A 24,195-nucleotide genomic window follows, 5' to 3' on the forward strand; every position below is an offset into this window, starting at 1 on the left:
GCGCTAAAACACGGTGCCGTCGCTGATGATCTTGAGCGGCGGTGCGCCATCGCTGCGCCGCTCGAACGCGGCGGCGCGCCCTGCCGCCCAGGTGCCGCCTTCCAGAATGCTGGCTAACGGCAACTCGCGGGAATTGCGGCCAAGCTTCGTGCGGATGCGTTCGGCGATGCGATCCAGCAAGGCAACCGTCAGCGCGCGCCACTCCACGACGAGGAGAGAATCGACGCTGTGCGAACGCTCCGCGTCCGCAGCGTCGCGCAAGCGCAGCACGCCGAGATCGACGAACAGGCCGCCATTGCGGTATTCAGCGAGGCCAGTCAAGCCGTCGATATCGGTCACATCGAAGCCCGCGCGCTGCAAGGGCTCGATCAGGGAATAGCTCAGCCATTGCGACAGCTTATGCAGGGGCACGAGGCCCGCGGTCGCATCACCGGCCGTGATCGCCGGATGGCGCCAGCAATCACCGAGCGGAACGCCCGCGAGCGCAAGCCGCGACGGCCAGATCGGTCCGAGCTCGCCCAGCACCTCGGCCAGGATGACGGGCGCTGCAATCGCGCCGCCAACGGCCTTCGCAACGAGACGGTCGAACAATCCTCCCGGACGCGGGCGGTCGTTGGTAGCGAAGACCTGCGGCTGGTCCAGTACCAGCCTGCCCAATCGTCGCAGCAAATCTGCGCGGCCATCGAGGCCAAGCAGCGGATTCTCGTCGGAAACCTGGAAGCCAAGGCTCAACCGATCCAGTTGCAGCTGCGCGATCACGTCGGCGTCGACGCGGTAAGGATCGCGCGCATCGTGAGAAAAGACGCCGCTCGCGAACATGTCCAGGCTCGCGAGCGCAAGTCCTTCGGAACGGCCGACGAACTGCCTGGAAACGGCGTCGCCGTACTGCCAGACAGCCCCGGCGCCTGCATCCAGCAATACGCTGACGATGGCAAGGTCGAACTCGGCGCGGGCTTGCGCCGCGCGATCCGGCCATGCGACAGCATCGGCAATCGAGGCCCAGCGATCGACGCCGTCACGAACGAAATGTCGCCAGCGGGCATGAAAGGGAACGTTCAGCGCCGGATAGGATCGGCGTGTGATCGCGAGCACGGCGTCGGCCACAGCATCCATGCGATCGAGATGCACCGTGAAGTGATTGAGGCCGTCACGCAGACCGATCGCGAGCATCTGTTCGGCGCGCGCACGTACCGCTGCTGCCGTGAGCAGCGAACGGGCCTCTCGTTCTGTGGCCGCGACCGGCATCACGGGATCAATATTTCTCCAGCGAGCGTCCGACCGTGTCGGTCAAATCCTTCGCCGCCGGAATCTCCTCGGAGTAATATCCGGCCGCTTTCTTGGCGGCGATTTCGACATGCGCGTCGGCCGGAATCAGCTCCAGCGGGATCGGCACGCGCTCGACGATATCGATGCCCTGCGCGGTGAGCGCGTCGTACTTCATGTCGCTCATCGACAGGAAGCGATCAATCCGCTTTAGCCCGAGCCAGTGGATCGTATCCGGCATCAATTGCTGGAAGCGCGCATCCTGGACGCCGGCTACGCATTCGGTGCGTTCGAAATAGGCAGCGGCCGCGTCACCGTCCTCCTGGCGCTTGCGGGCGTTGTAGACGAGGAACTTTGTGACTTCGCCGAGCGCCCGCCCTTCCTTGCGATTGTAGACGACGATTCCCAACCCGCCCGCCTGCGCGCCGCGCGCGCATTCCTCGATGCCGTGGATGAGATAGGGACGGCAGGTGCAGATGTCGGAGCCGAACACGTCGGAGCCATTGCATTCGTCGTGTACGCGGCAAGTGATCTTGGTGCGATGGTCCGGCAGCTTGGTGACGTCGCCGAACATGTAGACCGTGGTGCCGCCGATCGGCGGCAGAAACACTTTCATGTCCGGCCGCGTCACGAGTTCGGGGAACATGCCCGCGGTCTGCTCGAACAGCGTGCGCCGCAGGCTGCTCTCGCTGGTGCCGAAGCGCGTGGCGATGCCGGGCAGATACCACACCGGGTCGATGGCGATCTTCACCACCGACACACTGCCATTGGCATGCACGACCTCACCATCGGGCTTCAGCCGCTTCGCAGCGATCGCGTCGCGGATCTCGGGCAAATCGAGCCGTGCGCGCGTCACGGCGATGCTCGGCCTGATGTCCGCGCCCTCGGCGATCTCCTGCCGGAAATTCTCGGCGACCAGATGCCCCCACGGATCGAGCGCGACGATCTTGTCCGGATCGGTCCATTGCGGGAACGGCCCGATAGTCGCGGCGGGAAACGTGTTGGTGAGGTCGGGACGCCTGATGGGATCGAGCGCGCCGGCAGAGACCGCGAGCGCACGATAGACGGCATAGGAACCGCCATGGCTGCCGATGACGTTACGGTCCTGAGCTCGCGACACCGTGCCGACGATCGGCCCGCGTGCGCGCGCATCCGCGGCGCCCCAGTGGATCGGGAAAGCCGCCTTTCCGCCCGGCTCCGGATGGGAGGTGAGACGGATATGGTCGGTACGGTTCGAGCGGCTCATGACCGGGCTCCTAAAAAGCCAACGGCCCGCCTGTCGGACGGGCCTGGCTCCGTGACGTCGCTGTTCTCGTGGCGCTCATATTAGTATGCGCGGGGAACTACGACGATTGATGATCAATATAGGGATGATTTGTTATTAATTTCAATAGCGTGGGGCCCCCCCGGAACCGCCTCCAGCCGCTAGGACACGCCGAGGAAGACGCGGATCGCGCCCAATACCTCCTCGGGCTTGTCGTGGTGAAGCCAATGTCCTGCGTCAAAAATCGTCTCGATGCGGGCCTGCTTGAAATGGTCGGCAAGCCCAGCCGCGCGGGCACCGCCGAGGAAGCTTTCGGAGGCGTTCACCAGCAGCGTCGGGCAGGCGATGCGCGACCAGAGCGCGACATGATCGTCCGACCACAGCCGATGCGGCGCCGACGCGCGCTGGTAGGGATCGAACTTCCAGCTAAGGGTGCCGTCGGCGTTCTGCCGCGTACCGTGGGTCGCAAGATGGAGCGCCAGCTCGCGCGACAAACGCTTGTTGTGGGCCTGCATCCGCGCCGCCGCGTCCTCGATCGCCGGATAGCGATGCGGCGTGCGATCGTGCAACCGGTCGAGCTGATCGACCCATTTGGCGATGCGCTCATGTGCCGGCGGCGGGCTCTTTCCACCCGGCAACACGGTGACACCGTCCAGTACGACCAGGGCCGACACCTTGTCCGGGAATGATCCCGAATAGATCAGGCTCACCATGCCGCCCATCGAGTGACCGACGAGAGTCACCCGCGGCACCGCAAGCGTCTGCACCAGCCGGGTCAGATCGTAGACATATTCAGTCAGCGCGTAGCTGCCGCCTTTGGTCCAGTCGGAATCGCCATGGCCGCGAAGGTCGGGCGCCAGCACGTGAAAATGCGGGCGCAGCGCGCGGGCCAGGACATCCCAGCTCCGGCAATGATCGCGGCCGCCATGAACCAGGATCAGCGGCGGCGCCGTCTCGTTACCCCAATCGGCATAATGCAGCCGCAGGCCCTGGGACTCGTAGGTGCGGCTTTCGGGAATTGCCATGGCGGCCTGCATTCCTCTGTCTGGATGGCCCTTCGGTCAGTAGCGGCAGGCCGGCCCCGCCGCAAGGCGAGACCGGAACGAGCCCCTCGGGACAAAGTGTCGAAACAACCCCATGCAAAGTAGAGGGCCCGTCGCCCCTGATTTCCGGGGTGACGCCTGCTACGACGTTGAGGCGTCGGACAAATCGGCGGCACAGGCGCAGCACCGCCCGGCCGAGGCGACGGCACGGCCAGAGATCATGGATAGATCTTGCCGGGGTTCATGATGCCGTTCGGATCGAGCGCGTTCTTCACCGCCTTCATCAGGGCGACGCCCTCGCCGTGCTCGGTTTCCATGTGCACGATCTTGTGCAGGCCGACGCCATGCTCGCCCGAGCAAGTCCCGCCCATGGCGATGGCGCGGCGCGCGGTGCGGAAGGCAAGCGCCTCGGCGCGCGCGGCTTCCAAGGGATCATCGGCATCGTAGAGAATGCCGAGATGGAAATTGCCGTCGCCGACATGGCCGACGATCGGCGCCAACAGACCCGATGCGATGATGTCGGCCTTGGTCTCCAGCAGGCAGGCCGGCAAGGCCGAGATCGGCACGCAGGCGTCGGTGCCCATGTTGCTCTTGCCGGGCGCAAGCGCCCTCACCGCCTGGTATCCATTGTGACGCGCCTTCCAGAGGCGATTGCGGTCCTCTGGACGCTCGGCGAACTGGAACGCGCCGCCGCCATTGTCCTCCGCGATCACCTGCATCGTCTCGACATCCTCGCGCACGCTGGTCGGCGTGCCCTGGAATTCGAGGAACAGTGTTGGCGTCTCCGCATAGTCGAGCTTTGAGTAGTTGATCGCGGCGCGCATCTGCACCTCGTCGAACAGTTCGACGCGCGCCAGCTTCAGATTGGATTGCAGCGCCGTGACGACGGCAGCCACAGCCCCTTCGAGCGTATCGAACTGGCAGACGGCGGCGATCACCGCCTCCGGCAGCCCGTAGAGCCTGAGCTGAATCTCCGTGATGACGCCGAGCGTGCCTTCGCTGCCGACATAGATGTGGGTGAGATCGAGGCCAGCCGAGGATTTTCGCGCCCGGCTGCCGGTGCGCACGATGCGGCCATCGGGCGTGACCACGGTGAGGCCGAGCACGTTCTCGCGCATCGTGCCGTAACGCACCGCGTTGGTGCCGGAGGCGCGGGTCGAGGCCATACCGCCGATCGAGGCGTTGGCGCCGGGATCAACTGGAAAAAACAGGCCGGTGTCGCGGATATGCGCGTTGAGCGCCTCGCGCGTCACGCCGGCCTGGACGCGACAATCGAGCGAGTCCGGCGAGACTTCCAAAATCTTGTCGAAGCGGCTCGTGTCGAGCGACACGCCGCCGGCGAGCGCGGCAAGCTGTCCCTCCAGCGACGATCCCGCGCCGAACGGCGTCACCGGCACGCGATTGACGTTGCAGAGCGAAAGGACGAAGGCGACTTCTTCGTTGGTCTCGGGATACACGACGATGTCGGGCACGCCGATCGCGGGCAGCCCCTCGCCATGGCTGTGCTGCTCGAGCACAGCGCGCGAGACCACAACACGCTCGCCGAGGCGCGCGACGAGCTTTTCCCGCACGGCGGCAATAACGTCAGGCGCCGGGCGCGGCAGGGCGCCGAAGGCTTGGGCATTGAAGGCTTGGGCGTTCATGACACCTCCTTGGTGACCCCGTCTTGTCCTCGGCGGGTGAAACCGACGTAGCGCGCTCCCGACCGTTCGACAAGCATGGAGGCGCATGCAGGGGGACATGAACTATTTCATCAGCCAGTTCTCCTTCGGCGACGACCAAGGCAGAGGTGCTGCACTCCGTCGGTATCTTCACGAAAGAGATGGAGCTGGCGCGGGACTGATCGACAAGACAAGGGCGGCCGTCCTTGCGGACGGTCGCCCCAGCGACAAGGCCCTGGCGTGCTAGCTCGGCGGCGCGACGACGAGACGGGCGCTGTCGAAGCGGACATTGGCGTCCGGCTTGATCAGGGCCGCGGCTGCCTCGGGCGCGGAGTCGGACAGGCCGGTGGTCGGTTCGAACACCAGCGAGGGCTGTTCAGCCGCACTGACGCCGAGCCGGTGCACCGCGTCGGTCGCATCGAACTCGAACTGGCTGGCATTGGCGGGGCCCGTGTGATGGGCATGGGCGCCGCCCGCGGGAGCCGAGAAGTTGAAGAAGTTGATGATGCCGACCTGCTCGCGCTGGCTGCCCTTCACCAGATAGACGTTGTAGAGCGTTCCCGGCGCCGCATCGTATTTGAGGCCGTCGATGACCAGGCTAACGCGACGTCCGGCGAGTGGCTCGGCGGTTGCGGAAAGGCTCTGCATGCCCGCGCCGGAGACGTTCATCGGCACGGTGGTGACACCGCGTTCGAGCTTCGTCTGACCGACGGAGGCGAGCGGGCGTTCGCTCGACGCCGCTGCGGCCGTCGTCCGGTTCGCATCGCTCATGGTCACCCCTTGCATGCTCACGCCTTCCGCCTCGGCGACCAGGGTTCCGGCCGGACAGCCACCGCCCGCGGCATAGGCATAGCCCAATTGCGAGAGCCGCAGCATATCACTGACCTTGCGCGTGGGGGTACTGCCGTCGGAGTCGATGAAGGAGAACTGCGTGTTGAGATGGCCGGAATCGGTCGGCAGCCGCGCCGGCTCGTTGACCTTGAGCCAGCATTCGTACAGCCGGTCGATGTTGGTGTGGTGCGCGTAGAACACCGGATCGAGTGCCGCGACCGGCACCGAACCCATCAACCCGTTCGGGCAACCGGCGACGCCGACGGCGCAGTGAACGGAGCCGTGCGGGGTCTGTTCGAGCGACGAGTTGAACGACACATAGTTCGTTGCCGTCATCGCGCCGGCCGACGAGCGGACGCCCGCCGACAGCGTCGACGTGCCCGCGTTCAGGCTGGCCTGACGTGCCTCGACGCGCAGCGGGTTCGGAACCGTCTGCCCGCCCTCGTTGACATAGGTCGCGTCACGATACGCGGCCGGCAAGCCGGGGTCGGTCGCGTAGTCCCAATACGGCAGGCGAAGCGAGGGATCGCCGGCCGCCTGCTGCAGCACGCGCTCGAAATACCAGAGGTACATGCGGTGCCAAGTTAGGAAGCGCTGGGTGCCGTGCTCGCATTTGCACCACGTCGCGGTTTCGGCCGCGTTCGTTGCGGTGAATGTCTGCACGCCCTGCATGCCCTGCCCGCTGATCGGGCCGGCGCAATCATTGCCAAAATGCAGATGCATGTTGGCCCAGAAGATCCAGCTCCGGCGGAAGTCGGCGCTGTCGCGCGGGGCCGCATTGCGCGCCATCATCGTCGCGACGCCCTTGCGCAGCGACATCAGCTCGGCTGCCGTGAGCGAATTGATCGACTTGCGCTGGCCGACGGCGCAGGTCGGGCACGGCCACCAGCGATGCCACATGGCGCGGTCGGTGCCGCGGGCAAAGCAATCGATGCGGTTCGCGCCCCAGCTCACGCAATTCGGCTGCTCCAGGATGACGCCGCCGAGATTTTCCCAGCCGCCCCAACTGTTGCCGTCCCACCAGCGATGGAACATCGCGAGGTTGGTGCCGCGGGCGAAGCAGTCGATGCGGTTCGGGCCCCAGCTCACGCAATTCGGTGCTTCCAGGATGATGCCGCCAAGGCTCTCCCAGCCGCCCCAGGCCGAGCCGTTCCACCAGCGATGCCACATGGCCCGGTCGGTGCCGCGGGCGAAGCAATCAATGCGGTTCGCCCCCCAGCTCACGCAGTTCGGTGCTTCCAGGATGACGCCACCGAGGCTCTCCCAGCCGCCCCAAGAGTTGCCGTCCCACCAGCGGTGCCACATCGCCGCGTCCGTGCCGCGGGCGAAACAATCGATGCGGTTGGCGCCCCAGCTCACGCAGCTCGGCCCTTCCAGGATGACGCCGCCGAGATTCTCCCAGCCGCCCCAGGCCGAGCCGTTCCACCAGCGATGCCACATCGCGCTGTCGAGACCGCGCGCGAAGCAGTCGATGCGGTTCGCGCCCCAGCTCACGCATTCGGGCCGCTCGCGGATGACGCCGCCGAGATTTTCCCAACCGCCCCATTCGGAGCCGTTCCACCAGCGATGAAACATCGCCTGGTCGGTGCCGCGCGCGAAGCAGTCGATCCGGTTCGGCCCCCAGCTCACGCAGTTCGGCGCTTCCAGAATGATGCCGCCGAGATTTTCCCAGCCGCCCCAGGCCGAACCGTTCCACCAGCGGTGGAACATCGCGGCGTTGGTGCCGCGCGCAAAGCAGTCGATGCGGTTCGGTCCCCAACTGACGCAGTTGGGCTCTTCGAGAATGATGCCGCCGAGACTTTGCCAGCCGCCCCATTGTGCGCGCGCCGCTCCCGTCACGAGAGAGCTCGTCGCAGTCAACGTCAAAGCGAGTGTGAGAATCTTGATGAAACGCATGACAGCCTCCGGATCGCATCTCGTTGAAAAAACGGCGATAGCTGGCGCGCTACTGTGGGGCAATAATCCCAGAGTATTCAACCTAACGCTGTGTTTGTACACCCGCGGGGAAAATCAGAGAAGTGAATTCAGTGTGACAAATTGAGTTAACCTGCGGTTGCATCACTAAATGCATGCATCTACGGCAGCAATGGTGACGTGATGAGGCAGGGAACCGCGGTGAGACGTTTCTCAGAAGCGTCGTAGATCGGGTAAAGGGCCTTCAGCCGTGATACGCGAACAACTCGACGGGCTCGCTGAAGCCGCGTACCGGATGTTCGCCGACGCGTTCGAGTTCGAAATCGCTCTTTACGAGGTCGGCGAATGCGCGGGAGAGCAGAACGGTTCGCCCCAACTGTTTGGTGAGGGCTTCGAGGCGCGAGGCCATGTTGACCGCAGGACCGATGACGGTGAAATCGAGCCGCGAGCGCGAGCCGATATTGCCGTACATGACGTCGCCGACATGGGCGCCGATGCCATAGTTCAGCGGCGCGCGCCCGTTCTCCTTGTTACGCTCATTCAGTGCCGCCATGGCCTGGCGTGCCTCGGTCACGGCATGCAGCAGATTGGCGCAGGCCGCGGGCTGGCTGAGCGGAAAGATGGCGAGCAGGCCGTCGCCGATGAATTTCAGGATTTCGCCGCCATACTTCGCGATCGGCTCGCTCATAGCGTCAAAATAGTCGTTGAGGAGATCGATGACGTCGTCGCGCGGCCAGTTGTCGGAGATCTTCGTGAAATCCCTGAGATCGCAGATCAGGATCGCGGCGCGCACCGTCGTTCCGGTACCGCGCCTTGTGGCGCCGGCCAGAATGAGCTCGCCGGCATGTGAGCCCACATAGGTCTCGAGCAGCGTGCGCGCCAGCCGGTTCTTGATGCGGATCTCGCTGACCAGCGCCAGCACCGGCAGCAAGCTCTTCAGGGCAGCGATATGCGCCTCGTCAAAGCCGCCGGGACGGTCGGTCGCAAAGGTGACGAGATGCCGCTTGCCGAGCGTATGGTAGAGCGGCCAGGCGACGTATTCGGTCAGGCGCATCGCCCGCATCTCGTCATAGAGAGCGTGCTTGCGCCCGAGCGCGGGGTCGCGTTCGAGATTCTCGCGCACCTCGGTTGCACCATCAAAAATCTCGTTGGCGGGGCTGCCGATGAATTCGGACCGTTCCCGCACGTCGAAGTCGACCCGCGAAATCTCCGCCTCGCGCATTCCGTCGGCCCACATCATCCGCGCGCCCAGCCATTGCGGGTGCTGGATCAGCATATGCAGCGTCCCCCGCTTGACGGGAATGCCCGCCTGCTGCAGGCGGATGCACATCTCGGCAAAGAGATTGTCGATGAAACGCTGGTCGCGCGTCTCGTTGGTCAGCCAGTGCAGAACGCCGGCGGCTGAATGCCCTGCGGCGGGGGCGATGTTGGGCGGCGCGTTCATGGCTGGCTCCTGGACCGGGGCGGGCTTTGGCAGGTGCAGCCTATGTCGTGTCTCGGACGCTTGGCGTCAATGGAGCGTGGAGCGGCGAATGCAGAGCGGCGTCTCGCCCTCGGAATCCGTCGGATCGTGCCAGCCGCCCTCCGCCGAGCACCAAGTTCCCAAGCACGGCCCCCTGGCCTTTGCCATACGCGCATTCGCCAATTCGCCGCAGGCTTCCCGGCCTCGTCGACATTGCCGCCTCGTCCATGATGAAACATGATGGGTGTGACGACTTTTCTTCGAGAGGTAGAGATCATCCGATGAACGAACACGAAATCCGCAAGTCCATCGCGCAGGTGAAGCAAGGCACGCTGTCGCGACGCTCGTTCATCCAGAAGCTGGCTGCGGTCGGGATCGCGGCGCCGGTCGCGAGCCAGATCCTGCTCTGGAACGACGTGGCGATGGCGGACGCCACGCTGGAGTACAAGCCGACCAAGGCCGGCGGCGGAGGCCCGCTCAAGATCCTGCTGTGGCAGGCGCCCACCTTGCTCAATCCGCATTTCGCGATCGGCACCAAGGATCAGATCGCCTCGCGCATCTTCTTCGAGCCGCTCGCCGGCTGGGACAAGGACGGCAACCTCATCCCGTGCCTTGCCGCCGAGGTCCCGACCAAGCAGAACGGCGGCCTCTCGGCCGACGGCACCAGCGCGATCTGGAAGCTGAAGCAGGGCGTGAAGTGGCATGACGGCAAGCCGTTCACCGCCGACGACGTCGTCTTCACCTGGGCCTATGCCGCTGATCTTGCCACGGCCGCGTACAGCACGGGATCCTACAAGGACATCACGGTCGAGAAGATCGACGACCACACCGTCAAGGTGCTCTTCAAGGCCCCGACCCCGTTCTGGGCCGACCCCTTCGTCGGCTCGGTCGGCCAGATCCTGCCGAAACATCACTTTGGCGACTATGCCGGCGCGAAGTCGCGCGAGGCGCCGGGCAATCTGAAGCCGGTCGGCACCGGCCCGTACAAATTCGTCGAGTTCAAGCCCGGCGACTTGATCCGGGCCGAACGCAATCCCGACTATCACATCAAGAACCAGCCGCATTTCGACACGCTCGAGATCAAGGGTGGCGGCGATGCCGTCTCCGCGGCGCGCGCGGTGCTGCAGACCGGCGAATACGATTATGCCTGGAACCTGCAGGTGGAGGACGAGGTCCTCAAGCGCATGGAGGCAAGCGGCAAAGGCAAGATCGACGTCACGCTCTCCGGCAATGTCGAGTTCATCATCCTCAACACGACGGACCCGTGGACCGAGGTCGAGGGCGAGCGCTCCAGCGTCAAGACCAAGCACCCGACGCTGTCTGATCCGGCCGTTCGCCAGGCGTTCAACCTGCTGATCGATCGCGACTCGATTCAAAAGTTCATCTACGGCCGCGGCGGCGTTGCGACCGCAAGCTTCGTCAACCAACCCGCGCAGTTCAAGTCGAGCAGGCTGAAATACGCGTTCGACGTCGACAAGGCGAACAAGATCCTCGAGGATGCCGGCTGGAAGATGGGTGCAGACGGCATCCGCGAGAAGGACGGCAAGAAGCTCAAATACGTCTTCCAGACATCGATCAACGCCCCACGCCAGAAGACGCAGGCCATCATCAAGCAGGCCTGCCAGCGCGCCGGCATCGAGATCGAGCTCAAATCGGTCGTTGCATCGGTGTTCTTCTCGTCTGATGTCGGCAACCCCGACACCTACTCAAAGCTCTATTGCGACATGGAGATGTATAATACGACGCAGCCGCAGCCCGACCCGGAGCGGTTTTTGAACCAGTGCGTCTCCTGGGAGATCGCAACCAAGGACAACAAATGGCTGGGCCGGAACATCTCGCGCTGGTCCGATCCAGAGGCCGACAAGGCCTACAAGGCCGCGCAGAACGAGCTCGATCCGGTCAAGCGCGCCGCGCTGCTGATCAAGGTCAACGAGATCTTCTGCGAGGCAAATGTGCTCGTGCCGCTCCTCTCGCGCAACATCGTCGGCGGCGGCGTCAATAACCTCATGGTCGACATCTCGGGGTGGGACGTGACGACCTGGAATGTGGCGAGCTGGTATCGCAGCTCGAAGGATGGGTAGTCCGGTGGTCGCATCAGCCGATCAGCTGGATCGATCCCAGCACCGCCAATCCTGAAACGAGCGCGAGGTTCGATGCCTCGCTCAGGTCGACCCTCAACGTACCGTCGTTGGGAATCGCAAACTCCTCGTCATCGAGCCGGACGCTGCAATCGCCGCACGCCGCATAAAGGAGATGTGTGCCGGTGGGCAACCGCCGATCGCCGGGCTCTCTGAGAGCGACAAGTTCAATCTCCGCCGCACCGCGCCGCGCCATCAGATTCACCACCTCGACCGGACCGGCCTCGAGTTCGGTTACGATCGCAAGCTCGCCGGTGAAGCGCACCGTCGTGAACGCCTCGCGCTCGTCAAAATCCTGGCCCGGCGCCTTGAGCACCAGCCCGCGCCCGCGGATAACCATCTGCAAGCGATCGATGCCGGGCATATGCGAGAACGGGCCGGGCGTCACGATCGGCGTGCTGGCGAAGCGCCAGAGCAGGCTGTCCCAATCCTTCGCCGGCGCATCGGCGCGATGGGCATCCGCGATATCGGTAAAGATGCCGCCGCCGTTCTTCCACGGCGAGCGGGTATAGTTTTCAGATTTCAGCAGCGTGGTTTTCATGTCTTGACGCGCGTCCGGAGAGCGATGTCAGCCGATATCACCCGCGCGCATCATACGCCAGCCAGTTTGACGGACGACTCCCGCAAACGGCTTATCAGCCCTGCCCGAGCGCACCGGCAAGAACCCGGCCGAGCATCCCCGCTTGTGACACACTGCCGCGCCAGGCCACGATCTGATCGGGACGGATGAGCGCGAGGTCGGCCTCGTAGAGGTCGCGCAACTGGCTCGGCAGCGTGACGAGCTTCACGTCGGCGCCGAGTGCTCGCGCTGCTTCGTGCAGCGGACCATCAACAGACACGACGTCGTCGAATTGGAGCAGCGTCCATTCGAATCCGAACAGGTCGTACAGGGATACGCCGTCCGCGAGCCAGGCATGCGGCGCGCGGCCTCCGGGACAGGCGCTCGGCACGTAGACATTTGCGGCGTCGGGCGGAGGCTTTGTGCCATCGGCCAGGATGATCGGCGAGGTGTCATAACGTCCGCCGAAGGTGATGCCGGGAATGTTGAATTCGGCGCGGGCGTGCTGGTCGAGATAGGTACCGGCCGCGCGCCTTGCGTCATTGCCCGCTTCAGTCGCGTCCTCCAGTTCCGGCACGGCCGCAAACAGGCCGAGCGAGTCGGCGAAGCGCCGCGCATAGCCCGTGTTGCGCAGCGCGACCGGACGGCGCTCGACCTCGTAGCTGTCGAGGAGCGCAACGGGACTGATGCCCTTGACGACGCTTGAGAGCTTCCAGCCGAGATTGACGGCGTCCTCGATCGCAGTGTTGTAGCCAAGCCCGCCGGTCGGGGTGAACAGATGCGCAGCATCGCCGCCGAGGAAGACCCTGCCCCGCTGCATGCCGTCAGCGACCAGCGCATGACCTGCGGTCCAGGTCAGATGGGACAGCACCTCGCATGCGATCGGTGCGCCGCATGCGCGCTGGAACGCGGCTTTCGCTTCATGAGCGGTGATCGTCGTCTCGTCCTCACCGGGCCGAAGCTGGGTGTGGAACGCGAATTCGTCGCGCCCGTTCACGGATGCCATGAAGGCGCGGCGGTCGCCGTTGAAGCAGTTGTACATCCACGCCCTGGCGTGGGGGATGCTCGCGTAAAAATCCGGCGACCGGAGATAGACGGCGAGCATCCGCCCGCCCATGAAATCGCGCTGGATCCCGGCCTCGCCGCCATAGGCAATGCCGAGCGACTGCCGCACCATGGAGCGCGGCCCGTCTGCGCCAACCAGAAAATCGGCATGAACCTCAAAGCGGCGGCCGTCGTCGCGGCATTCGATGTCACCGACGATGCCGTCGTCGTGTTCGGCATAGCTAATCAGACGGTGACCGTAATGAAGCCGGATTCCCGGCAGCCGCTCGGCATACCGGCGCAGCACCGCCTCGACATATTTTTGCGAGACGCGATGGGGCAGCTCGGCGGCGCTCCACGAGCCCGACAATCCCTTCACGAGTTCGGTTGCGCGGCTCGAGGACGGCAATTGAAACCGCGCCAGCTCGTAGCCAGTGTAACGGGTGAAGTAGGCGACGTCGGTCGGATAGTCGGCAGGCAGTCCCGCCTGCCTGATCTCGGCGGCAAAACCGAGCCGGCGATAATGCTCCATCGAGCGGGCCTGAGTCGCATTGGCCTGCGGATTGAATGCCGTCCCGGGCTTTTCGTCGACCAGCACCGCAGAGACACCGCGCCGCCCGAGCTCGTTGGCCAGCATGAGCCCGCAGGGGCCGCCGCCCACGATGAGCACGGAGGTCGTCAGGCGTGTTTCCAAGGGGCGTCTCCAACGAGGCATTATCCTGCATGGTAAGGATACCTGACGATTTAGTCAAGCTACCTGACGATCTCGTCATCGAGCGTATCGAAACTCGCGCCATAGGCCGCGAGCCCTTTCAGGATCGCCTCCATGCTCGCCTTGCCGAGTTCGGCGCGCATTTCCCGCTCCGCGACATCAACCGCATCCCGAAAGGCATTTAGCCAGATCAGGCCGGCCGGCGTGAACTTGACGATGCGGGCGCGGCCGTCGCTCGGATCAGGAATGCGGTCGACCAGGCCGAGCTCGACACATTGGTCGACCAGCTCTCCCATGGCCTGCTTGCTCATCGAGGCCCGCCGGGCGAGCTCGGTCAACCGCGTTCCCTCGACGTCGAGATTTCGGGTCAGGCCGACATGGGCGATGCGCGTCTCGGCATGCCCGCGCGCGCTCATCAGCTCGAGGACGCGGGCCTCGAAGCGGCGCACCGCGTTGTTGAGAAGGCGACCGACATTGGCATGCCGCCACGCAGTCCCGGACTTTCTGGCATTCATCCCTACACCGGATCGAATGCGCGGATTGGCGGCAGATTGCCGGTGAACTTCTCCACCTCGACCGTCGTGAGCTGGCCGGTGCAGCCCTGCGCGAAGGATGAGGTGCCGATGTCGCGGGTCAGCACGTTGGGATTGCCGTGAACGCAGAGCGGCGCCTCCTCCTCCGGATCCATCGGATCGTACCAGGCACCGGTCGGCAACTGGACGATGCCGGGCGCGATGCCGTCGGTGACATGCACCGCGGCAAGGCAGGCGCCGCGCTCGTTGAACAGGCGAATGATGTCGCCGTCCTTGATGCCGCGAGACTCGGCGTCACGCGGGTTCATGCGCGCGACCTCGCGTCCCCGATGTTTTGCGCCCAGGGAATGTCCGCCAAAATCGAGCTGGCTGTGCAGGCGCGTCACCGGCTGATTGGCGACGAGGAAGCACGGCGCCCCGGGTTTTGGCATATCGGTCTTCTCGAGCCACACCGGATGGCCCGGACAATCCGCATCGCCATGACCCGCGATCTTTGCCGAAAAGATCTCGATGCGGCCGCTCGGCGTCGGTAACGCCTGCGCAACCGGATCCTCGCGGAAGCGGCGCAGCCTGCCGCCGTCGTCGGGCTGCTGCGGCACCACCAGGCTGCCACGCGCCCAGAATTCGTCGAAGTGTGGGGCCTCGAGGCCCCGCTTGGCGAGCGAGGCGCGGGTCGGCTCATAGAGATATGCGAGCCACTCCCGCGACGTGCGGCCTTCGGTGAAAGGCTCGCGCGCGCCAAGACGGTCGGCGAGATCGGCAAAGATGTCGTAGTCGTCGCGCGCGAGCCCAAACGGCTCGGCGATGCGGTGCATGGCGACCATCAGGGGATCGTTGGTGGAATAGCCGATGTCCTCGCGCTCGAGCGTCATGGTCGCGGGCAGGACGATGTCGGCGTGCCGGGCCGTGGCGGTCCAGGCGAGCTCGTGCACGACCAGCGTATCGACCTTCGCAAACGCCTTGCGCAGGCGGTTGATGTCCTGGTGATGATGGAAGGGATTGCCGCCGGCCCAGTAGACGAGGCGGATATCGGGATAGGTGCGCGTCTCGCCGTTGTAGCGATAGGTTATTCCGGGATTGAGCAGCATGTCGGCGATGCGCGCCACCGGAATGAAATCGGCAACGCCGTTGCGGCCCTGCCCCAGCGTCGGCCCCGGCACGTCGTTGACGCGGCGGCCGTAATAGCCGATCGCCCCGAGCGAATAGGCGTAGCCGCCGCCGGGAAGGCCGATCTGGCCGAGCGCGGCCGCGAGCACCATGCCCATCCACACCGGCTGCTCGCCATGCTCGGCGCGTTGCAGGGAATGCGAGACGGTGATGAGCGCCCTTTTGCCGGCGAGGCGGCGCGCGAGCTTGCGGATGTTGTTCGCATCGACGCCGCAGATCGCGGCGGCCCAGTCGGCGTGCTTCGGCTGCCCATCGCTCTCGCCGGTGAGATAGCGCAAAAAGACCGGCCAGCCTTCGGTGTAGCGATCGAGGAAGGCCTGATCGTGCAGGTCTTCGGTGACCAGCGTGTGCACGATGCCGAGCATCAGCGCGGTGTCGGCGCCGGGCACGCATGTCATCCATTCGGCACCGGCCTCCGCGGGCAGATCGTCGCGCAGCGGACTGACCAGGACGAACTCGCAGCCGCGCCGGCGTGCCTCTGCCATGGCGCCGCGCTCGACATGCTTGCTGATGGAGCCACCGGCCACCATGGAGTTCTTCAGCGCCATACCGCCGAACGCCAGCACGATGTCCGTCTCGGCCGCGATCTGCTCCCAGGTCACGTTGCGCCTGGTGATGTCCTCGTAACCGCAGAGAATCTGCGGCAGCAGCACCGAGGATGCACCCGACGAATAAGTGTTCACCGAACGCACATAGCCGCCCATCGCGATGTTGAGGAAGCGATGGACCTGGCTCTGCGCGTGATGGAAGCGGCCCGCACTCGACCAGCCATAGGAGCCGCCGAAGACGGCCGAGGGACCGTGCGCGTCGCGGATGCGCGAGAGCTCGTCACCCAAGAGATCGAGCGCCTTCTCCCAACTCACGGAGACGAATTCGTCGCGGCCGCGGCGATCATCGGGGCCCGGGCCATTCTCGAGCCAGCCGCGGCGGATCGCCGGCTGGGCGATACGGGCCTGGTGACGCAACGCGCCGGGAAAATTGTCGATGATGCCGCTCGGATCGGGGTCGCCCGCATAGGCCCTGACTTCGAGCCCGGCCGCACTGTTGCGCGCCGAGAACACGCCCCAGTGCGAGGTGTGCGGCTTGAAACCGTCGGAGAGGTCGAGGCCGGGATCGGGGAAGCCTATGGTGTCGGTCATCGCGTCGTCCTTGTGGCGGGAGGCGCCAATCGTGCCGTTCCCGTTACAGGTATCCGAACCGCATGGTGAGGCCAACTGGATATGTTATCGCCAAGTTGCATCGCGGGGTCGCGCGATTGCACGCTTCTGGTTCCCTGGCTTCTCAGGGCGCAGCGCAACATGCAGACACAGGCGCGCGGTGGCGCAACGTTATCCGCCGTCTCTCGCGCGACGGAACAGATCGGCTCCGCCGACTTGTCCGCCCTTCAGCGCGATTTCGGTTCTCGCATGCGCGCGATCCGATGACGCGCGGCAGAGCGGTGCCCCCTCTGCGAGCGGAGCGATCGCTGTCAACGCATAGATGCCCATGGCTTGTAGCGCATGGCCGGATGTGTCCCCGCCGGCGACAACGGCACGTTGGAGCCGCGCGGTTTCAAGAATGGAGTCCAGCGCCTGGCCCAGTCCGGCGCCGATGCGATCATTCACCGCTGCCGCATTTGCGCCACTCGCCTTGATCGCCGCGTTGAGTGTGCCGATCGCCGGATCGTCGGGGCCGCTTGCGGTGATCAGGAGCGCGTCGCGGCCGGACGAGAGCGCGGCGAGCCCACGCTCAGCAGCTCGGCCGATTTCCTTGGTCCATTCGACCGCGTCGACGGCACGCGCTGCATCGAGCCGCACGATGTCAAAACCGTTCTCCGCGGCATGAGTGATCTGCCCCGCGGTGACGGGCGAGCAGGAGCCGGAGACGCAGGCGATGCGCTCGACGCCGGTGAGCCGCAGGTCGGGCTTGCGGTCCGGGATCAGCCCGGCCGCACGCCAATAGGCGACCAGCGCCTGTTCGACGCCTTGCGAACCGGCGGCAAAGAGCCGCTCGCCGCGATGCTGCCAGATGAGGCGGCCGGCCTCGATCAGCGAGGCCTGGTCGAGCACGTCGAGCGAGATGATCTCGGTGCCGGCGGTTTTCGCGCGCGCCAGCGCCTCGTCTGCACCGCCCCTTGCCATGGTGACGAAGTCGATCAGGCCGATCGACCGCGCCGTCTGCTTGGCGAGATGGCGGCCGAGGTCGGACTCGTCCATCGGCGTCACCGGATGGCGCGACATCGTCGGATGACGGTCGAGGCGATGGCCGACGCCGTTCACGGCCGCGAACAGATTTCCGAACATCTGATAGCGGCCCATCGCCGGCGATCCCACGAGAAGCGGATGCCAGCTACCGCCGAGGCGCGGCACGGCGAGATCGATCGCGCGTCCGATCGAGCCGATATGCGGTGCGGAGTCGAAAGTCGAGCACACCTTGTAATGCGCGATCGGCGCACCGATGCCGGCGAGGACGTCGAACACCGCCGGAAGATTCTGCTCCATCCAGGCGGGATCCTTTGCGCGCGCAGTGCCGGCAATGCCGATGCCGCGAAACTGCCCGGAGGCCGCAAGGCGTTCCGGTGTCGGGGGCTCGAGGAACAGGATCGTGGGTAGCCCGGCGAAGGTGAGCGCCTCCATCGCGGCCGACGAGCCGGTGTAATCGTCGCCATAGAATGCGACGAGAGGACCGTCTGGCAGGAATGTCGTGCCGCTCATGATTTGCCCGCGATTGCGGCATCCCACGCAGCGCGCAGATCGGCGACCCCTGCAGCGGGGCCATCGGGATGCGCAAGGATGCCACCGCCGGCGGCAAAGATCAGATCGGTCGAACCGAGCGCGCGCCAGGTTGGAAGTGCCTGCGCCGGCGACTGGCCCGACGAGAACACCGGCATGGCGATGCACGGCTTGTGCGCGAACATCGGCGTCAGCGCGGCGCGCGCCGACGTGACGACGCTGTCATCGGTCTCGCTGAACTTGTTGCCGATGCCGTTGACATGCATGTGATCCGCACCGGCAAGCCGCCAGATTTTTTGCCACGCCGTGTAATCCCACCCGAGCGCAGGATGGCGGTTCAATGCGCCCCAGCCGTTGCGATGCGCGTGAATCGGAAGCTGTGTATGGCGGCCGAGCTCGATCATGCCGGCGAGCCCGACCGAATTGATGCTCACCATCACGCAGGTGCCGCCTTCCCTAAGCACCAGATCGTGGCGGCGACGCATCTGGTCGATCTCGCCGGTCAGGTTGAAGGCGATCATCACCTTCTTGCCGGTGCGATCAGCATGGTCGTTGACGACGCGCATCACGGTTCGCACGCGTTCGTCGAACGGGCAATAGGCGCCGTCCGATTGCAGCTCGTCATCCTTGATGAAGTCGATGCCCGCCTCGCACAGCGTCGCGACGAGACCGGCCGTCTCGGCCGGGCTCAGCCCGATGCTCGGCTTGATGATGGTGCCGATCAGCGGACGACCGCTGACGCCGGTGAGCTCGCGCGTGCCGGCGACGCCGAATTTTGGACCGAAATAGGCGGAGGCGAAGGCAAGCGGAAGCCGCAAATCGAGCAGTCGCAGGCCGGTGAGCTGGCGCAACTCCCAGAGATTGCCGGCGATCGCCGTGACCAGATTGGGCAGCGACACGCCGATATTGTCCAGCGGCCACGACAGCGTCACGCGCGCGCGGTGCCAGGGACCGTCTGGATTGACCGGCCGTGCCACGGGGAGCGATGGCGCGGAGGCGGCCTCGAGCAGCTCGATGCTCTCGACCCGCGCGGCCGCGCGCGCTTTCAACTCCGGCGTCTCACCGGGCACCGCGACGAACGTTCCGCTCGACTGCTCGCCCGCCATCGTCTCGGCGGCAACGCGTGGATCGACTGATGTCTCGATCAGATAGTCGGCTTCGATGCGAACAGGGTTTTCCGTCACGGGATCGCAGACAGGCTAGAGTTTTGTCAGATCGGGAAATGGCCGCACGGGATCGCGTCCGTCCCAGCCCTTGGCCGCTTTGCGGATGAGGTCGAACATCTTGCCCTTGGGACCCGCGACTTCAGACAATTCGATCACCGTTCCCGGATGATACTCCGTGTCGAAATAGACAAAGCGGCCGCGGGCGCCGACCTCGCCGCTCATGACGGGCTTGAAACCCTCTGCCTCGAGGCGCGAGAGATCGGCGTCGTAATCTTCGGTCCAATAGGCGACGTGCTGCAAGCCCTTATTCCCTGCTTTGAGGAAATCGGCATACATCGACGGCGCATCGTTGCGGATCTGGATCAGCTCCATCTGCAACGGCCCGGAATTGGCAAGCGCCACGGAATTGTGCGGCTCGTAGGCCTTGCCGCGATAGCGGTAGTTCACGATCGGCACGCGCGGATTGTAGAACCACGGCCCGATGCCGAGCTCGCGGCTCCAATAGTCCATCGCCTTCTCGATGTCGTCGACGACGTAGCCGGCCTGCCGGATCTCGCCAAAAAAGCGGCTCATTGAACGATTCCCACTCTGTTCAGAATTTGAGGAAGCCGGTCGACAGCCACGGGAATGCCGCGACGATGACGAGGCCGACGAACAGTGCCGCGACATAGCCCCAGATGTGCTTGAGGCCTTCGTCGGGCGATATCTTGCTGATCGCGCAGGCGCCGTAATAACCGACCCCGAAGGGCGGCGAGAACAGGCCGATGCCCATCGCGATGATCACGACCATCGCGTAGTGCACCTCGTGCACGCCGGCCTGCCTGGCGATCGGAAACAGCAGCGGGCCGAACAGCACGATCGCCGGAATCCCTTCGAGCACGCTGCCGAGCACGACGAAGGCCAGAATCGAGATCGCGAGGAAGCCGTAGGCGCCGCCCGGGATTGCCGCCATCGCCTTCGCCAATTGCTGCGAGAAGCCGGATTGCGTCAGGCCCCAGGCCATCGCCGTGGCGCAGCCGATGATGAAGATGATCGCACCCGTCAGCGACGCGGTCTCGACCAGCATGGGCTTTAGGCGTGCCCAAGGAAACTGGCGGTAGACCAGAAGCCCCATCAACACGGCGTAGGCGATGCCGATGGTCGAGACTTCCGTGGCGGTTGCAACTCCTTCCACCACGGCAGTGCGGATCACGAAGGGCAGCAGGATGGCAGGCAGGGCGACGATCGCGAGCTTGCCGATCTCGCGCCTGGAGGCGCGCACCACATGACTCAAATCTTCGTGCCGGTAGCGCCGCCAGACCACGACGCAGAGCGCCGCGCCGACAACCAGGGCCGGCAATAGCCCGCCGGTGAAGAGCGCGGCAATCGAGACGCCGGTCACCGAGCCGATGGTGATCAGGACGATGCTCGGCGGAATGGTTTCGGTCTGCGCGCCCGTGGCGGACAGCAGCGCGACGAGATCGCCGGGCTTGGCGCCGCGCCGCTGCATTTCCGGCAGCAGCACCGGCGCGATCGCGGCCATGTCGGCGATCTTCGAGCCGGAGATGCCGGAGACCAGATACATCGCGCCGATCAGCACATAGGACAGGCCGCCCCTGACATGACCGAGCAGGCTCGCCAGGAACTGGATCATGGCGCGCGCCATGCCGGTCATCTCGATCAGCGCGCCCAGGAAGATGAAGAGCGGCACCGCGAGCAGGATGAGGTGCGACATGCCTTCATCGAGCCGGCCGACCATCACCAGCATCGGCGTGGATGTCGTCAGCGCCAGATAGCCGAAGGTCGCGAGCGCGAAGGAGAAGGCGATCGGCACGCCGGCGAACACATTGACCGCGACCACACCGACGAAGAAGACGATGAGGTTGTAGCGCCCAAGCGGCGCGAGACTTGGTCCGGCGAGCCAGAATGCGGCGATCAGGATGGCGGTCGTGATGAAGGCTGCAGCGACCAGCGCAGGGCGGTGTCGCAATGCGAGCCGGATCGCGGCGATGACGGCCATCAGTGTCATTCCGACGGGAATCGCGGCCGCCCGCCAGGCATTGCTGATCTCCAGCGCCGGCGTGACGATGATCCGTTCCTCGCTCGCATAGTCGAAGGCGGGATGCAGGATCAGCGCCAGCAGAGCCAACGGCGCCACCGCTGCGATCGTCTCGAGGAAGGCGCGCGCACCCGGGCCGACATGGCTGACGAGCCCCGTCATGCGCATGTGCTCGCCGCGGCGCAGGGCAATCACCGCGCCCAGCATCGAAAGCCACAGAAACAGGATCGAGGCCAGCTCGTCCGACCAGACCAGCGGCCTGTGGAAGACGTATCGCATCACGACGCCGGCGAGCATGATGGCGATCTCGACCAGCACGAGGCCGGCGGCCGTCGTTTCCACGACAGCACCGAGCCAGCGGTCGACGGCGCCGCAGGCTTTCGCGAAACGGCGCGCGCTCCCATTGGAGGCAGCGCGAGCATCTGCCTCCAGATAGTCCGTCATCTGATGCTCTGCGACCGTCATCGCACTCAGGCCAGCTTGCCGACGGCGCCTTCGAGCAGCCCCCAGGCCTCGTCACCGAAGCGGCCCTTCCATTCGCCGTAGAAGCCGGCATCGCGCAATTTTGCACGGAACGACTCGGGCGCGGGCTTTGTGAAGGTCAGCCCCTTGCTTTGCAGATCGGCCTGCACCGTCGCATTGAACGCCTTGATGTCGTCGCGCTGCTTCAGGCCGGCATCGTTGATGGCGTTGGAGACGATCTTCTGCATATCGGCCGGCAGGGCCTGGAAGGCGCGCGCGTTGGCAATGAACCAGAAACCGTCCCAGATGTGGTTGCTGATGGCGCAGAATTTCTGCACCTCGTAGAGCTTCGCCACCTGGATGATCGGCAGCGGATTTTCCTGCGCGTCGACGATGCGGGTCTGCAGCGAGGAGTAGACCTCGCTGAATTGCAGGCTCGTAGGCGAGGACGCCAGCGCCTTGAACATGGAGATGCTGAGCGGGCTGACCGGCACGCGGATCTTCAGACCATCCATGTCCTTGGCGCTTTCGATCGGCTTGGCGCCGCTCGTGATCTGGCGGAACCCGTTGTCCCACATCTTCTCGAACGTATGGAGGCCGACCTTGGCCATCGCGGCACGGACATGCGCGCCGAGCGCGCCATCCATCGCCTTCCAGACCTGGTCATAGTCAGCAAAGGCAAAGCCCACCGCGTTGATGGCGGCAACCGGCACCAGGGTCGCAACCACCAGCGCGGAAGGCGTGAAGAAGGTCAGCGCACCGCTGCGCACCTGCGCCAGCATGTCGGTGTCGCCGCCGAGCTGATTGTTCGGAAAGATCGCCATCTCGACCCGGCCGTTGCTCTCCTTGGCTATGCGGTCGGCGGCTTCCTGCGCGCGGATGTTGAGCGGATGCGTGAGCGGCAGGTTGTTGCCGTATTTCAGCGAGAACTCGGCCGCACGGGCCGGGCGCGGCAAGGTGCCGACCAGGCCCGCCGCGGGAAGAGCAGACAGGGCTTGCAGGGCACGCCGACGGGTCAGGGACATGGCTTCTCCTCCAATCACGATTTGATGTTATTTGATGTCTCTGCGACAATCTTGATGCGAAAATCGCGGCTTAGGGCTAGTGTGTCAAACACCAAAAATGATGTCTTTTGATGTACTCGAAGCCCGAGCTGTGAAATGGACAAGCAGGTCGCGCCCCCGCTGAGCCGCATCGTCGACGTCGCGCGCCGTGCCGGTGTCTCCACGGCGACGGTCGACCGCGTGCTCAATCGCAGGCCCGGCGTGCGGGCGATCACCCAGCAGCGCGTACTCGCCGCCGCGTCCGAGCTCGACTACATGCCGGCCGACGATCTCCTGGCAGCGATGCGGCCGAAGCCGATGCGGCTCCTGTTCCTGCTGCCGGCCGGCACCAACCGCTTCCTCTCGACGCTGGGGCAGTTGATCGCGCATTCCGATGGCCGGCTCGCGCCGTTCAACGTCCATTGCCAGGTCGACACCATCAAGAGCTTCAATCCCGAGCTCCTGGCACGCCGGCTCTGGCAATCCCGCGACAAGGCCGACGGCATCGCCTTCATGGCGCTCGAGCATCCCGCCGTGAGGGAAGCCGTCGACCGGCTCGCGGAGCGAGGCGTGCCGACGGTGACGCTGATCTCTGACATCCTGAACACGCGTCGCGCCGCTTACGTTGGATTGGACAATCGTTCCATCGGACGCACCGCCGGCTACATGATCGCGCGCTTCCTCGGCGAGCGTCCGGCCAAGGTCGCGATGATCGCGGGCAGCCTCAGCTACCGCGCGCATGAAGAGCGCGAGATGGGCTTTCTGCACGTGTTCGAAGAGCTGTTCCCTTCCATCAAGGTCGTGGGCCTGCGCGAAGGCCATGATGATGCCGATCGCAACTATCGCCAGACCCGCATGCTGCTCGGCCAGCATCCCGATCTTGCCGGCATCTACAATATCGGCGGCGCCGCCGACGGCGTCGCGCGGGCGCTGAAGGAAATGAATCGCGCGCGCGACGTGGTCTTCATCGGCCACGGCCTGACCTCTGATACGCGCAGCTTCCTGCTCGACGGAACGATGGACGCCGTCATCACCCAAAATCAGCTCAACACGATGATGAGCTGTGTCGGCATCTTCGACAATCTCCGCGCGGGCCGCGGAGCCATGCACGGCATTGAGGCGCCGCGTAGCGAGATCATCTTTCGCGAGAACATTCCTGCGCTGGGCGGCTAGAGGCGACCAGC

Annotated in this window: 17 protein-coding genes; 2 read left to right on the forward strand and 15 right to left on the reverse strand. The window is 65.1% G+C overall.

The features are described from left to right. Positions 1-3: 3 nt before the first annotated feature. The 6 genes from KUF59_RS35565 to KUF59_RS35590 form a co-directional block, all read right to left on the reverse strand. Positions 4-1,245 (reverse strand): DUF1688 family protein, encoded by a 1,242-nt coding sequence (locus tag KUF59_RS35565; RefSeq protein ID WP_212461336.1) that lies wholly within the window; start codon positions 1,243-1,245, stop codon positions 4-6. A 7-nt stretch (positions 1,246-1,252) separates the two neighbouring features. Next, on the reverse strand, positions 1,253-2,509 hold the full coding sequence (locus tag KUF59_RS35570; protein ID WP_212461337.1) for a GTP cyclohydrolase II: 1,257 nt from the start codon (positions 2,507-2,509) through the stop codon (positions 1,253-1,255). Positions 2,510-2,688: 179 nt separating this feature from the next. Beyond that, positions 2,689-3,552 (reverse strand): alpha/beta fold hydrolase, encoded by an 864-nt coding sequence (locus KUF59_RS35575; protein WP_212461338.1) that lies wholly within the window; start codon positions 3,550-3,552, stop codon positions 2,689-2,691. Between the two features lie 236 nt (positions 3,553-3,788). Further along, positions 3,789-5,213 carry an FAD-binding oxidoreductase gene (locus KUF59_RS35580; protein WP_212461339.1) on the reverse strand — a complete coding sequence of 475 codons (1,425 nt, stop codon included), beginning with the start codon at positions 5,211-5,213 and terminating at the stop codon, positions 3,789-3,791. 261 nt (positions 5,214-5,474) lie between these two features. After that, a complete protein-coding gene (locus tag KUF59_RS35585) occupies positions 5,475-7,958 on the reverse strand; it encodes a DUF8189 domain-containing protein (RefSeq protein WP_212461340.1) in 2,484 nt (827 codons plus the stop codon). Between the two features lie 262 nt (positions 7,959-8,220). Continuing rightward, the gene (locus tag KUF59_RS35590) at positions 8,221-9,420 is read right to left on the reverse strand and encodes an adenylate/guanylate cyclase domain-containing protein (protein WP_212461341.1); all 1,200 of its coding nucleotides are present in this window, start codon (positions 9,418-9,420) and stop codon (positions 8,221-8,223) included. A 299-nt stretch (positions 9,421-9,719) separates the two neighbouring features. Between KUF59_RS35590 and KUF59_RS35595 the strand changes: the two genes are divergently transcribed. Then, complete coding sequence (locus tag KUF59_RS35595) at positions 9,720-11,519, forward strand: peptide ABC transporter substrate-binding protein (protein ID WP_212461342.1); 1,800 nt, start codon at positions 9,720-9,722, stop codon at positions 11,517-11,519. Between the two features lie 13 nt (positions 11,520-11,532). On the opposite strand, the gene KUF59_RS35600 is transcribed toward KUF59_RS35595, so the two are convergent. The 9 genes from KUF59_RS35600 to KUF59_RS35640 form a co-directional block, all read right to left on the reverse strand. Then, complete coding sequence (locus tag KUF59_RS35600; protein WP_212461343.1) at positions 11,533-12,117, reverse strand: HutD/Ves family protein; 585 nt, start codon at positions 12,115-12,117, stop codon at positions 11,533-11,535. A gap of 94 nt (positions 12,118-12,211) precedes the next feature. Then, complete coding sequence (locus KUF59_RS35605; protein WP_212461344.1) at positions 12,212-13,873, reverse strand: FAD-dependent oxidoreductase; 1,662 nt, start codon at positions 13,871-13,873, stop codon at positions 12,212-12,214. A 59-nt stretch (positions 13,874-13,932) separates the two neighbouring features. Further along, complete coding sequence (locus KUF59_RS35610; RefSeq protein WP_212461345.1) at positions 13,933-14,406, reverse strand: MarR family winged helix-turn-helix transcriptional regulator; 474 nt, start codon at positions 14,404-14,406, stop codon at positions 13,933-13,935. A 2-nt stretch (positions 14,407-14,408) separates the two neighbouring features. Then, the gene (locus KUF59_RS35615; protein ID WP_212461346.1) at positions 14,409-16,730 is read right to left on the reverse strand and encodes a molybdopterin guanine dinucleotide-containing S/N-oxide reductase; all 2,322 of its coding nucleotides are present in this window, start codon (positions 16,728-16,730) and stop codon (positions 14,409-14,411) included. 189 nt (positions 16,731-16,919) lie between these two features. After that, positions 16,920-18,284, reverse strand: coding sequence for a four-carbon acid sugar kinase family protein (locus KUF59_RS35620; RefSeq protein WP_212461347.1), 1,365 nt, complete (start codon positions 18,282-18,284; stop codon positions 16,920-16,922). After that, positions 18,281-19,486: a ribulose-bisphosphate carboxylase large subunit family protein gene (locus KUF59_RS35625; RefSeq protein WP_212461348.1), complete on the reverse strand. Its 1,206-nt coding sequence runs from the start codon at positions 19,484-19,486 to the stop codon at positions 18,281-18,283. The genes KUF59_RS35620 and KUF59_RS35625 overlap by 4 nt, the downstream gene beginning before the upstream one ends. 15 nt (positions 19,487-19,501) lie before the next feature. Next, positions 19,502-20,041 (reverse strand): VOC family protein, encoded by a 540-nt coding sequence (locus tag KUF59_RS35630; RefSeq protein ID WP_212461349.1) that lies wholly within the window; start codon positions 20,039-20,041, stop codon positions 19,502-19,504. Positions 20,042-20,060: 19 nt separating this feature from the next. Beyond that, complete coding sequence (locus tag KUF59_RS35635; protein WP_212461350.1) at positions 20,061-21,971, reverse strand: TRAP transporter large permease; 1,911 nt, start codon at positions 21,969-21,971, stop codon at positions 20,061-20,063. 5 nt (positions 21,972-21,976) lie between these two features. Further along, entirely contained in the window at positions 21,977-22,993 is a 1,017-nt protein-coding gene (locus KUF59_RS35640) for a TRAP transporter substrate-binding protein (protein WP_212461351.1), read from the reverse strand. Between the two features lie 135 nt (positions 22,994-23,128). On the opposite strand from KUF59_RS35640, the gene KUF59_RS35645 reads away from it, so the two are divergent. Further along, positions 23,129-24,184, forward strand: coding sequence for a LacI family DNA-binding transcriptional regulator (locus KUF59_RS35645; RefSeq protein ID WP_212461352.1), 1,056 nt, complete (start codon positions 23,129-23,131; stop codon positions 24,182-24,184). The last annotated feature ends 11 nt before the right edge of the window (positions 24,185-24,195 follow it).

The organism is Bradyrhizobium arachidis (assembly GCF_024758505.1).
Lineage (GTDB): Bacteria > Pseudomonadota > Alphaproteobacteria > Rhizobiales > Xanthobacteraceae > Bradyrhizobium > Bradyrhizobium manausense_C.

Excerpts from the sequence above, each read along its gene's own strand:
- KUF59_RS35565 (WP_212461336.1), bottom strand. The coding sequence starts at position 1,245 with ATGCCGGTCGCGGCCACAGAACGAGAGGCCCGTTCGCTGCTCACGGCA.
- KUF59_RS35570 (WP_212461337.1), bottom strand. The coding sequence starts at position 2,509 with ATGAGCCGCTCGAACCGTACCGACCATATCCGTCTCACCTCCCATCCG.
- KUF59_RS35575 (WP_212461338.1), bottom strand. The coding sequence starts at position 3,552 with ATGGCAATTCCCGAAAGCCGCACCTACGAGTCCCAGGGCCTGCGGCTG.
- KUF59_RS35580 (WP_212461339.1), bottom strand. The coding sequence starts at position 5,213 with ATGAACGCCCAAGCCTTCAATGCCCAAGCCTTCGGCGCCCTGCCGCGC.
- KUF59_RS35585 (WP_212461340.1), bottom strand. The coding sequence starts at position 7,958 with ATGCGTTTCATCAAGATTCTCACACTCGCTTTGACGTTGACTGCGACG.
- KUF59_RS35590 (WP_212461341.1), bottom strand. The coding sequence starts at position 9,420 with ATGAACGCGCCGCCCAACATCGCCCCCGCCGCAGGGCATTCAGCCGCC.
- KUF59_RS35595 (WP_212461342.1), top strand. The coding sequence starts at position 9,720 with ATGAACGAACACGAAATCCGCAAGTCCATCGCGCAGGTGAAGCAAGGC.
- KUF59_RS35600 (WP_212461343.1), bottom strand. The coding sequence starts at position 12,117 with ATGAAAACCACGCTGCTGAAATCTGAAAACTATACCCGCTCGCCGTGG.
- KUF59_RS35610 (WP_212461345.1), bottom strand. The coding sequence starts at position 14,406 with ATGAATGCCAGAAAGTCCGGGACTGCGTGGCGGCATGCCAATGTCGGT.
- KUF59_RS35615 (WP_212461346.1), bottom strand. The coding sequence starts at position 16,730 with ATGACCGACACCATAGGCTTCCCCGATCCCGGCCTCGACCTCTCCGAC.
- KUF59_RS35620 (WP_212461347.1), bottom strand. The coding sequence starts at position 18,284 with ATGAGCGGCACGACATTCCTGCCAGACGGTCCTCTCGTCGCATTCTAT.
- KUF59_RS35630 (WP_212461349.1), bottom strand. The coding sequence starts at position 20,041 with ATGAGCCGCTTTTTTGGCGAGATCCGGCAGGCCGGCTACGTCGTCGAC.
- KUF59_RS35635 (WP_212461350.1), bottom strand. The coding sequence starts at position 21,971 with ATGACGGTCGCAGAGCATCAGATGACGGACTATCTGGAGGCAGATGCT.
- KUF59_RS35640 (WP_212461351.1), bottom strand. The coding sequence starts at position 22,993 with ATGTCCCTGACCCGTCGGCGTGCCCTGCAAGCCCTGTCTGCTCTTCCC.
- KUF59_RS35645 (WP_212461352.1), top strand. The coding sequence starts at position 23,129 with ATGGACAAGCAGGTCGCGCCCCCGCTGAGCCGCATCGTCGACGTCGCG.